Here is an 11,096-nt window from a genome sequence, read left to right on the forward strand (position 1 = left end):
TGCTCTAACAAAGAGAACCTAGTGTAAATGCAGCCGGTCGGGAAAGATTCCGTAGGCATAAGGAAATCAGTGGAATCGGCACTCTATTACGTCACAACGGCTCTTGGGATATCCATTGTCGTCAACCTGATATTAAAACGGTTAGGGATTTCACAAATCATCGGCTACATTATGACCGGAGTAGTAGTCGCGTATGCATTTGATTTGCGCCACATGGCCAATTCGCATGCGCTGGAATCGATTGCTGAGTTCGGAATCGTTTTTTTGATGTTTACGATCGGTTTGGAAATGTCATTGCAACGCCTTGCAACGATGAAAATCGATGTTTTTTTCAACGGTTTTCTGCAAACGACGATCACTGCCGCTATCTTTTTGGCGTTGACTTACGGTGTTTTTCATCTTAATTTGGCGACATCCTTGATTGTTTCGATGTCGTTGGCCCTCTCTTCAACTGCGGTAGTATTGAGCTATCTCAAATCGACCAAAGAGATCACCCGGCCGTACGGACAAAGATCAATGGGGATACTGATCTATCAAGACATTGCCGTTATCCCCATTCTCTTATTGATCGGATTTTTAGGGACGGGCGGAGATATCGTTTCGGTTTTGATTCAAACGGCATTGAGTGCTATCGTGATCGTCGGATTGTTGTTTGTTGTGGGAAAAAAGGTGATGGCATGGCTGCTCCATTTTTCCTCTACAAGCAATGTCGAAGAACTTTTTATGGGCTCGGTTCTCCTTATCGTCGTTGGAGCTTCCTTGGCGGTGCATGCTTTCGGCTTTACTTATTCGCTTGGGGCGTTTATCGCAGGGATGATTATTGCGGAAACCCGTTATCATCATAAAGTCGAATCGGACATTGCACCATTTAAAGATCTTCTTTTGGGAACGTTTTTCGTCACAGTCGGGATGAAAATCGATTTGGCATTTTTTGCGGCACATGCACTTGAGGTAATGGGATTATTGATCGCTATTATGCTGATAAAAGCGATTGTCATTTTCGGTGTCGTCAACATCTATTCAAAATCCAAAACAGCGTTTAAAGCTTCTATCGCAATGGCACAGGTCGGAGAATTTTCATTTGCGGTTTTTGCATTGGCGAGCAATCACCAACTTTTAGACGGGGCTTTGTCACAAATGTTGGTATTGGCAGTTGTCTTGTCATTACTGATCACCCCTTTTATTCTCTCCAATATTTCAAAAATAAGCGCTTTTTTCTTTCGTGAACCGGGGGCTGTTGAAGATTTTAGTATGCTAAGTACGGAAAAAAATCATATTTTAGTATGCGGATACGGTATCGTCGGACGTTTTGTCGTCAAAGCGCTCCGAGCGGAAGGGGTCAAATACATTATTATTGACAACAGTTATAAGCATGTGCAAGAGGCGATAGCCCATGGAGAAAAAGCGTATTACGGAGATATGTCGAAAACGGCTATTTTGGACAAAGTGCATGCTGCCGATGCTGCGAGCGTTATCGTAACATTGGATAATCTAGAGAAAAAACGGTTGATTTGCGAAGCAGTTTTAGGCTATGCACCCAAAGCAAAAGTGGTGGTTAAAGTTGTCAGTCTTGAAGAGAAGCGAACGTTACGCGATCTTCCGATCAGCGTAACGGTAGATGGAAAACGCGAAGTTGCGGCCCGCCTTGTAAGCGAAGCCCTTTATTGTGACATATGATTTATTTTGGAGGTTGTTCAGTAACGAGCCATTGGAGATAGCGGATTGACCAGTCTAGATCTTCCAATGCTACGTCAACCGCTTCGAGCGGCTGGTCCAAATGGGCTTTTAATTCTTTAAGACGTTGCTTCAAATATTGAGCCATAGAGTAATAGGTATTGAGCGAAGTGTCATCCTGCGCTTTGATAATCAGATCTTCGAGCGTCTCGACGAGGGCTTTTTCATTCGGAAAAATATTTCCCGCTTTACGAAGGGTACGCTGCACTTTTTGCAGATGCGGCATATCGACTTTGAATTTTTCAGGATTTGCGGACATTAATTACCTCTTGACCCCGGTTTGATCGCTTCAGAACCATTGGCGCATAACGGGCAGCTGTCCGGTGCATACATTTCGAAATCGAAATCAGCGAGGGCAAAAAGCGGTTTGTCTGCCGGCAGGGCACAGTTGCTTTTTCGCTCCAAAGCACTTCCGTCGCGTTTGCAAAAGCCACGGTTTGCAAGAGCCGCAAAACCGACGACTTCACCACCGAGGGCTTCGATTGCTTTCGCCGCTTCCATAGCTGAACCGCCTGTGGTGATGATGTCTTCACAAATGAGGACTTTTTCACCTTTGCTGATTTCAAAGCCGCGTCGGATTTGCATTTCCCCGTTTACCCGTTCTGCGAAAATCGAGCGTTTGTCGAGAGCGGTTGCGAGGGCGAAGCCTGCGATCAGGCCACCGAGTGCCGGAGCACATACGGTATCAATTTCGATCCCGTTTGCCTGGATGTTTGCAGCAAGAGCATCGGCAAGAAGTTTTGCCGTCCGAGGTTGCTCCAACACTTTTGCCGATTGGAGGTAATAGGCGGAGTGATTGCCGGAGCTGAGTTTAAAATGCCCTTCGAGCATAGCGCTCGCATCGAGATAGATTTGTTTGATATCCATTCTGATTATACCGTCAAGATATCTTGCTCTTTGGCTTTGAGCAATTCTTCGATTTTAGCGATAAATTTATCGGTGATTTTTTGGACTTTATCCTGAGCGGATTTAGACTCATCGACGGTGATCAGTTTGTCTTTTTCGAGCACTTTGATTTTATCGTTTGCTTTTTTGCGGTCATTTCGAACGCCTACTTTAGCATCTTCCGCCATTCCACGGGCTTTTTTTGCCGTATCCTGACGTTGATCTACGGTCATCGGCGGGAAGAAAAGCTTGATTTCGGTGCCGTTATTGTTCGGGTTGACTCCGATATCGGCTTTTTGGATCGCTTTTTCGATCACAGAGAGCATCGATTTATCCCATGGAGAGATGGTAATAGTGGTTGCATCGGTCGCCAAGACACTTGCTGCCTGGTCTAACGGAACCATTGAACCGTAGTTTTCTACACGAACGTTGTCCAAGATTTTTGTCGTCACTCTTCCGGTACGGAGTGTTCGGAAATTGTGGATCATATGATCACAGCTTCCTTGCATTTTTTCTTCACAAAATTGATAAACTTCGTTTAGCATGAAATTCCTTTCGTCTTATTTGGTGGTTTTGTTGATATCGTTTACGACATTGATCGTCGGAGCTGCAACGTCATTGTTCTCTACCATAGCATCTACAACGGAAGCACTTTTTTGCTGAGCGTAAAAATAGCCCAATGCGATTGTATTGACAACGAAAATAAATCCGAGGAAAAAGGTAACTTTTGCTAAAAAAGTTCCCGGTCCTTTAGCTCCAAACACTGATTCGTTTGAGCCGCTGTAAGCCCCTAAACCGATGCTAGAGCTTTTTTGTAAGAGTACAGCGATGGTGATCATAACAACCAAAACGATCTGCACAATGAGCAGTATACCTGTCATGTTTATCCTTGATTTTTTAAAAAGTTCGCGATTATAGCATAGTGTTGATGAACCCCTTATGAAAGTAAGTCGCCAATCATGGTGTGGGTTTAAACTGTTTGTGACTAAAATTCCCTATCTAATATAAGGTTGTGAATGTATGGATACCAAACGACTGATCGTTTTTGGCGGTATTATTGCCGCAATCGTTATAGGAATGAGTTTTTTCTCCCCAAAGCTTCAAATAAAACAAGAATCGATAGCATCTCCGGTAGTTTCTGTGAGCACTTTTTCGTTATATGAAGTTGCCCGAGCGGTTGCCGGAGAAACATTGGAGATCCATCCGATTATTCCATTGGGAACGGATGCGCATATGTTCTCCCCGAATCCGAAGCAGGTGTCCGGCATTACCGAATCGGCATTGTTTATTTACAACGGTGCCGGATTTGAGACATGGGCGGAAAATTTGAAACAAACTTTGCCGAAAACTACACAGGTCATCGATATGAGTCAGAAAGTTGCACTGATCAAAAGCGAAGGGCATGGGGAACATGATCAAGGCGAAGAACATCACCACGGCATGTATGATCCGCACTACTGGCTTGATATCGATAATATGATTAAAATGACACAGATACTTGAGAGTGAGTTCTCCAAACTTTCTCCGGCTAACGCAGAACTGTATCACGGGAATGCCGCTGCTTACATCGGAAAACTCCAAAAACTAAAATCTGAGTACACTGCCGGATTAGCTGAATGTAAGAACCGTACCCTGATTACCAACCACGATGCGTTCGGATATTTGGCAAAAGCAAATCATCTTGAAAATGTATCGGTGATCGGTCTCTCCTCCGATGAACAGCCGAGTGCGAAAAATATAGCCGATATTATTAATCTGGTAAAAGAGCACGGGGTAAAAACTATTTTCTTCGAAGAATTTATTAACGACAATGTTTCTCAAACGATCGCCCGTGAGACGGGAGCAAAAGCGCAAAGCCTTCAGCCGTTGGAGAATATTAGTGAAGATGAGTTAAAATCGCATCAAACCTATCTCACGATTATGGATGAGAACTTGAAAAAATTACGTGAAGCGATGGAATGCCGTTGAAATTTTCCCCGAGTCTTTTCGATGTGAACAGCCTCAATTTTGAACGACAGGGAAACCTAGTCCTCAAAGAGGCAACATTTCGTATTTTACCGGGAGAGTATTGTGCCATTATCGGACCAAACGGCGGAGGAAAAACGACCTTGATCCGTCTTTTGTTGGGGCTCGAAAAATCGACATCGGGTGAGATCAAGCTGTTCGGAACTCCCCAAAACCGCTTTCGTGATTGGAACCGTATCGGATACGTTCCTCAGCGCTCCGCTCTCGTAGACAGCACGTTTCCCGCCACGGTACGCGAGGTAGTCGGGATGGGACGCTATGCCAGAAGAGGAATTTTGGGATTTGAATCGGCCGAAGATAAAGCTGCTATCGCAGAGGCGATGGAGCTGATGGGTGTTAGTGATTTGTCAGACCGCCTCATCGGCAATCTTTCCGGCGGTCAGCGTCAAAGGGTTATGATTGCACGTGCCTTGGCCTCTAACCCTGAAGTGTTGATTGTAGATGAACCTAATACCGGAGTTGATGTCGAATCGCAGCACCGTTTTTATGAACTGCTCCGAACGCTTAACCGTACCAAAAAAATGTCCATCCTTTTCATCACCCATGATATCGGGGTGATAGCCGAGGATATTAGTCGTGTTTTATTTGTCAATCAAACCTTGCTGGTTTCTCAAAGTCCGGCTGAAATGATTCGGTGCGATGAGATGAGCCGGCTCTACGGAGTACCTGCCCATGTCGTTTGTCATAATCATTAGGATCCAATCATGATGGAAATGTTACATTATCCCTTTATGCAGCGTGCCTTTGTCGCGGGACTGATGATTGCCGTTTTGGCGTCACTGAGCGGATCGTTTATCGTTCTACGCCGCTATTCGCTGCTCAGTGAAACTCTGGCGCATGTCTCATTGGTCGGGGTCTCTGTGGGACTCTTATTCGGGATGAGCCCTCTTTGGATGGCGGTTTTGGCTTCTTTGGTCGCCTCGTGGATGATTGAGTATCTGCGAAGTGTTCATGGGATGTATTCGGATTCGGTACTGGCGATTTTCCTATCGGGCTCATTGGCTTTAGCGATCGTGATCGTCTCTCTGGCAGGATCGTTCAATGCCTCTTTATTCAGCTATCTTTTCGGCTCGATTCTCTCCGTGAGTGTAGAGGATTTATGGGTGATGGGAATTTTCGGATCATTGGCGATGGCATTGCTGCTGGTATTTTTTAAAGAACTCTATTTCATAGCCTTCGATGAAGATGTCGCCCGTGCTGGGGGAATCCGTGTCACGATGCTGAACTTTATGCTCGTCAGCGTGATTGCTATTATTATTGCTCTCTCGATTAGAGTGGTCGGAACATTGCTCATCGGAGCATTGATGGTGATACCTGCCGTTGCCGCAATCCGGTTCGGGATGGGTTTTTACCCTACTACGCTGTTATCGATAGGATTAGCGCTTATCTCCGTACTCATCGGACTGAGTGCTTCATATTTTTTCTCTCTTCCCAGCGGAGCGGCAATCGTACTGTGCCTTCTTGTCCTATTTATCATTGCATTGGTCGTTAATCGCCGATGAGCAGTGCCTGTCATGAGTTTTCCCGCTACGCCGCCGAATACGGCAGCCGCAATGTCATTCAGCGTCTTGTTGCCCAAAAACTGATCGCTTCGACTCCCGATCAGCCTAAATTCATTTTGGATTTGGGATGCGGAAACGGTACCCTCTACTCTTTGATCGATTGGGAAGTCGAACGATTTGTCGGCATTGATTTCTCCGCTTCGATGCTTGAACATCACCCTGCAACTTCGAATGTCGAGTTGATCTTGGGTGATTTTAATGATCCCGAATTGTTTGAGAGATTACGAAATGAACGCTTTGATCGTATCTACTCCGCTTCGGCATTGCAATGGGCGGATGACTTGGAAAGTGTCTTTAAATCTTTAACCTCACTCAATACACCGATGTCACTGGCAATTTTCACTGCAGGAACCTTTAAAACACTCCATAAATGTGCGGGAGTCACTCCATTGCTTCGAAGCAGTGATGAGGTAATTGCCATTGCCGAAAAATATGTGGATGCGCAATTTGAAGTTTTACACACTACATTAGAATTTGATTCAGTGCGGGAGATGTTTCGCTATATCAAGCGAAGCGGTGTTAGCGGCGGTCGAAGGGTTCTTGATTTTGCACAGACAAAACAGCTCATGGTAACCTACCCCCTCAATTATCTCGAATTTGAGATTGTGTTTATTACTTCAATAGCATAATTCCAATACCAAATCGCTCTTCGGATCCTTTTTATTCTGTTGTTTACTGTTTGTTTAAAAAGTATTTCATTTTTATTTACTTTACAGACATATCATTTTCTTATCTTTAGTTGATAGGAGAATATCATGAAAACGCAAATATTTGTTTCAGCGGCCTTGGCCGTATTACTTCTTGGTACAACTGTTCTTCAAGCCGAAGCGGGGGATTATGGATTTGACAGCGAGGGTGGATTGAATCATCCGACAGTAAGGATAAAACACACTGACAGTTTTGGAGATACCTATTATTCTTTTAAAGAGAAAAATGCCAAGGCGTGTGTCGATAAAGAAACACATGTCCAACATCAAAAGCTCAAAGATACTCCTGCGGAGGTGCTTCAAGCTTTAAATAAAACGGTTGAGGCGATAAAGGCTCTTCACAAAGGGGATACGAATCTGGCTAAAACCAATCTGATTGCGGCGACTGATCTGTTTGATACGGCACTTAAGGCCAATCCAAAATTAAAACGGGTTCCTGTTTCGGTGGATGTAGAGGTGAATGAACTTGATCTTTCACCGAATGAGATCAAATCGCTCCTAAAAATGGCAGACAATGCGCTCACACAAAAACGGACACAGGATGCACGTGATCTGCTGATACCGCTGAGAGACGAAATGACAACAACAACACAGTACCTTCCGATGGAACTCTATCCTAAGGTAACAAAAGCAGCCCTAGATGCCCTAAAGAAAGGGGAGAATGCTAAAGCGCTCCAGAAATTACAAGAGGGATTAAGTACGATAGTGACGGAAGAAATTATTGAACCTATTCCATTGCTGGAAGCTCAAGAGAACATGTCAGAAGCATTACATCTTGACAAAACTAAGAAAAAAGAGGCAATACAGCAAATTGAGAGTGCAAAAATGGAGCTCAATAAAGCGGTTTTGCTAGGCTATATGGATGAAAATTCGATGGAATATAAACATCTAAAAACCCAGATAGAAAAAGTTCAAAAGGGGATTGAAGGTGAAACCCGTATGGAAAAATTCTATGATGAGCTAAAAGATTCGTTTTCAAATTTGATGAAAAAAGCACAAAGTGAATCCCATAAACTTCTAAGCAGTATAAAAATATCGTGAAGGGGTAAACTCTAAATTTGAACTCATATTTATAATGATAGGTTAAATCAAAATAGATACACATTTTTGATGTAAAGCGTTATACTATTCAACCAATTTAGAATTCTCAGAAGGAGAGCAGTATGCGAGGAATTGAAAAATATGACAACCTCAAAGAGGTCATTCCCAATCTTATGCCTGTGCTTCGAGATGCGATTCAGTCAGAGTTTTTGGAAATCAAAAGAATAGATAAAGAATGTGAAAAATTTATTGCGACTTGTGAAAAATTTCCAGATCTTAAGAAAGCAGAATACGTCATTTTCTCGCAGCATATTAAAAAAAATGAGCACAAATACGAAATGTTTGTCTTTATTGACGGAGAGGGCAATACGGTTCGTCATATCACGGGTGCAGAAATGGAGCTTTATGGATTGCTTGGCTCATGTACAGATCTTCATGTTTCTGAAGAATATATTGAAAAAGAGCTCCATTGTGTCGGCGATGAATGTCGTCATTGATAGAATACTTGGTTATAACCTGAGCATTTTTAAAGCGCCGTTCGCTGCAAATACCCCGCTGGCAAAAGAAGCCGTCAACAAATAACCCCCCGTCGGTGCATCCCAGTCGAGCATTTCACCGGCACAAAACACATTTGGCAAAGCTGTGAGCATCAGATCTTCATTTAGCATTTCACGCATCACTCCTCCTGCCGTACTAATCGCTTCATCTATAGGTTGCATGTCGGTAATGGTAATGGGATAGCATTTAACGCATGCCGTAACAGCGAGGGGGTCAGACCACTTGTCTTTAGGCAATAGCTCTTGGATAAGCGCCCCTTTTACTCCATCCAATCCCGCCTTACGCCAGATATTGTCGGTTGATTGTTTGGAGGATGAGGTGAGACGTGATATCAATTCAATTTCTGTGATATAAGGTAAAAGGTCTAAATAGAGAATTGCGCTCCCGTGTGAAATCACTTCCTCACGAAGTGGACGTGACAGTGCATAGACTAATCCCCCTTCGATACCATAGGTTGTTAAAACGGCTTCGGAGGAGCTGACACTCTCTTCAGGGTTGCCGACCCATCCCGATATATTTTTTAAGGGCTTGCCTAAATGGGATTGCATAAACTTAGACCAAGCAGCTTTAAATCCGCAGTTTGAGGGTAGTAAAGGATTGATTTCTACGCCCTTGGCTTCTAAAATATTCACCCATGCTCCATCTGAACCTAAACTAGCCCAGCTTCCGCCACCCAAAGCCAAAATGGTTGCATCGGCTGACGTGACTACTTCTTCATCGTCACAGGTAAATCGTAAAGAGCCTCCGTCGGTAAATCCTTGCCAGTAATGACGACAATGGACACGTACACCCCGTTTTTTCAAAGATGAGAGCCAGCGTCTCAGCAGCGGTGCGGCTTTCATTTCGGTGGGGAATACTCGTCCCGATGTCCCGATGAATGACTCTACCCCTAAATTCTCCATCCACGCTCTAATCCTGGTAGCATCAAATGAATCGATCATAGGCTTTAGCCAATCTTGTTGATCATAGCGGCGGATAAAATCGTGCATAGGTTCATTATGGGTAATGTTAAGTCCCCCTTTGCCCGCCATGAGAAACTTTCTACCCACCGAGGCTTTTGCTTCATAAATATCGACACTTATCCCTGCTGCAGATAAAACATCCGCTGCCATTAAACCCGCTGGCCCCGCTCCAATGATAATGATATGTTTATGGTTCAACGACTCTCGTTGCCGAGATCTAAAATGTTTTTCTTTTCTAATGTATAGAGCTCGTAGCGGATCTGTTTAAATTGTTCACTCAAAGTAGGGTCTACTATCTTATAAAGCTCTTCCAAAACACGTGAAGATTCTTGTCCTCGTTTGTAGTTTGCTATGAGTATAGACCGGAGATCGGTTCGATTCATTTCGGTTTGCATTGTGGGGCGTAAGACATCATTGATACTGTCACGAGAGGCGAGAAGTTCTTCAAGAGATTCGATACGGCATTGATGGCGGAGAGATTTGAGGTGTGAGGCGAGTTCCTTGTCATTGCGAACATAGCGTGCTATATCCTCAATCACACGGATTCCCTCTTTGAGTCGGTTGAGATTGGCATCCACCACCCGGAGAAGTTCCGGGGGAAGGATGTTACTCGTCGCTGCTGCCACCGAAGATTCCGAAGAGTTGGAGCAATGTGATGAATAGGTTGAAGAAGTCAAGGTACAATGCAATCGCACCGTCCATAGGTGTTTCGTATGCACCGCGGATAACGTTTTGAGTATCAATCAAAACCATTACACTGATGACAAGTAAGAAAACAGCCTGAATCGCAACATAGATCATCGGGCTTTTCAAGAAAAAGACATTAATCAATGAAACAGCTAAAATGATAAAGAAAGCGATCATAATAGGTTTTGTCCACGATGTGAAGTCTTTTGAGCTTTTAATCGCAAAGAAACTTAGACCGCCAAAGAGTGCTGCCGTCATAAAAAATGCATTTCCTACTAACGTCGCCCCGCCTGACATATGCAGTACATGGCTAAGCAAAGGCGTGATGATAACACCGCTTAAAAATGTAAAGGCAAACAAGCCGATCATATTAATACCCGGTTTGTTTTTGATCATTTGAAGACCGAACATACCAAAAAGCATCCAAGGGATAGCGATCCACCAATAATTCGCTGCAACGATTCCCGCAAACGGCATACCGACATAAGCGCCTACCCCGCCTGCCAACATGGAAGCGGCAAACAATTTATAGGTATCTTTAACAAACGAAACGATCTGCGCTTCACTTTTGTAAGCGCTCTCGTAACCAAAAGCACCTTCTCGTGCATATTCGCGATCATATAAAGCCATAGCTTTTTCCTTATAAGGGATTTTACAAAAGGGATTATACAGTAGTTCTATTAACCGTTGATTTGAAAATAGGGATAAAAAAAGATTTTCAGAGTGCAAAAGTGGGTAATAATGTTACATATTTACATGGGTCAAATAAAAATGAAATTTATTTTGACATATTTTCAATATTTGGCGAAAAACCTCTTGACTTCTTTGATATTTTCCCCTATAATTCCCGTCCACAAACGCTGATAGGCCTTGAGTTAAGGTACTGAGTTTGAGTTTGAGATCATTGAAAACTAAGTAGGTCAAACGGTTCGAGA

The 11,096-nt window shown here is 43.6% G+C and carries 15 protein-coding genes; 7 read left to right on the forward strand and 8 right to left on the reverse strand.

Annotation, left to right across the window (positions count from 1 at the left end; genetic code table 11):
• The first annotated feature begins 69 nt into the window (after positions 1–69).
• Positions 70–1,677, forward strand: a complete 1,608-nt coding sequence (locus tag PHE37_RS12910) for a cation:proton antiporter (protein WP_299994007.1) — start codon at positions 70–72, stop codon at positions 1,675–1,677.
• Between the two features lies 1 nt (position 1,678).
• Here the strand turns inward: PHE37_RS12910 and PHE37_RS12915 are convergent, their stop codons facing one another.
• From PHE37_RS12915 to secG, 4 genes are read right to left on the reverse strand one after another with little or no spacing between them, the layout of a single operon-like run.
• Positions 1,679–1,993, reverse strand: a complete 315-nt coding sequence (locus PHE37_RS12915; protein ID WP_299994005.1) for a hypothetical protein — start codon at positions 1,991–1,993, stop codon at positions 1,679–1,681.
• Positions 1,993–2,601 (reverse strand): orotate phosphoribosyltransferase, encoded by a 609-nt coding sequence (gene pyrE / locus PHE37_RS12920; protein WP_299994003.1) that lies wholly within the window; start codon positions 2,599–2,601, stop codon positions 1,993–1,995. Before pyrE ends, PHE37_RS12915 begins: the two co-directional genes overlap by 1 nt.
• A gap of 5 nt (positions 2,602–2,606) precedes the next feature.
• The gene (gene frr / locus PHE37_RS12925) at positions 2,607–3,164 is read right to left on the reverse strand and encodes a ribosome recycling factor (protein WP_299994002.1); all 558 of its coding nucleotides are present in this window, start codon (positions 3,162–3,164) and stop codon (positions 2,607–2,609) included.
• A 15-nt stretch (positions 3,165–3,179) separates the two neighbouring features.
• Positions 3,180–3,500 (reverse strand): preprotein translocase subunit SecG, encoded by a 321-nt coding sequence (secG, locus tag PHE37_RS12930; RefSeq protein WP_299937526.1) that lies wholly within the window; start codon positions 3,498–3,500, stop codon positions 3,180–3,182.
• A gap of 139 nt (positions 3,501–3,639) precedes the next feature.
• Here secG and PHE37_RS12935 point away from each other — a divergent pair, with 139 nt between their 5' ends.
• The 6 genes from PHE37_RS12935 to PHE37_RS12960 all read left to right on the forward strand — a co-directional run bounded on the left by PHE37_RS12935 (position 3,640) and on the right by PHE37_RS12960 (position 8,451).
• On the forward strand, positions 3,640–4,587 hold the full coding sequence (locus tag PHE37_RS12935) for a zinc ABC transporter substrate-binding protein (protein WP_299994000.1): 948 nt from the start codon (positions 3,640–3,642) through the stop codon (positions 4,585–4,587).
• Complete coding sequence (locus PHE37_RS12940; protein WP_366881184.1) at positions 4,578–5,339, forward strand: metal ABC transporter ATP-binding protein; 762 nt, start codon at positions 4,578–4,580, stop codon at positions 5,337–5,339. Before PHE37_RS12935 ends, PHE37_RS12940 begins: the two co-directional genes overlap by 10 nt.
• A 9-nt stretch (positions 5,340–5,348) precedes the next feature.
• Entirely contained in the window at positions 5,349–6,146 is a 798-nt protein-coding gene (locus tag PHE37_RS12945; protein ID WP_299993997.1) for a metal ABC transporter permease, read from the forward strand.
• The gene (locus PHE37_RS12950) at positions 6,143–6,835 is read left to right on the forward strand and encodes a methyltransferase domain-containing protein (protein ID WP_299993996.1); all 693 of its coding nucleotides are present in this window, start codon (positions 6,143–6,145) and stop codon (positions 6,833–6,835) included. Before PHE37_RS12945 ends, PHE37_RS12950 begins: the two co-directional genes overlap by 4 nt.
• A gap of 126 nt (positions 6,836–6,961) precedes the next feature.
• Positions 6,962–7,954 carry a YfdX family protein gene (locus tag PHE37_RS12955; RefSeq protein WP_299993994.1) on the forward strand — a complete coding sequence of 331 codons (993 nt, stop codon included), beginning with the start codon at positions 6,962–6,964 and terminating at the stop codon, positions 7,952–7,954.
• Positions 7,955–8,076: 122 nt separating this feature from the next.
• Positions 8,077–8,451, forward strand: coding sequence for a hypothetical protein (locus tag PHE37_RS12960; protein WP_299993992.1), 375 nt, complete (start codon positions 8,077–8,079; stop codon positions 8,449–8,451).
• Positions 8,452–8,463: 12 nt separating this feature from the next.
• Here the strand turns inward: PHE37_RS12960 and PHE37_RS12965 are convergent, their stop codons facing one another.
• The 4 genes from PHE37_RS12965 to PHE37_RS12980 form a co-directional block, all read right to left on the reverse strand.
• Complete coding sequence (locus PHE37_RS12965; protein ID WP_299993990.1) at positions 8,464–9,672, reverse strand: TIGR03862 family flavoprotein; 1,209 nt, start codon at positions 9,670–9,672, stop codon at positions 8,464–8,466.
• Positions 9,669–10,100, reverse strand: coding sequence for a thiamine-phosphate pyrophosphorylase (locus PHE37_RS12970; protein ID WP_299993988.1), 432 nt, complete (start codon positions 10,098–10,100; stop codon positions 9,669–9,671). Before PHE37_RS12970 ends, PHE37_RS12965 begins: the two co-directional genes overlap by 4 nt.
• Positions 10,081–10,791 carry a Bax inhibitor-1/YccA family protein gene (locus tag PHE37_RS12975; RefSeq protein WP_299993986.1) on the reverse strand — a complete coding sequence of 237 codons (711 nt, stop codon included), beginning with the start codon at positions 10,789–10,791 and terminating at the stop codon, positions 10,081–10,083. The genes PHE37_RS12970 and PHE37_RS12975 overlap by 20 nt, the downstream gene beginning before the upstream one ends.
• 114 nt (positions 10,792–10,905) lie before the next feature.
• On the reverse strand, positions 10,906–11,096 hold a 191-nt coding region (locus PHE37_RS12980; protein WP_300008733.1), incomplete at its 5' end, for a hypothetical protein.

It is taken from the genome of Sulfuricurvum sp. (assembly GCF_028681615.1).
Taxonomy (GTDB): domain Bacteria; phylum Campylobacterota; class Campylobacteria; order Campylobacterales; family Sulfurimonadaceae; genus Sulfuricurvum.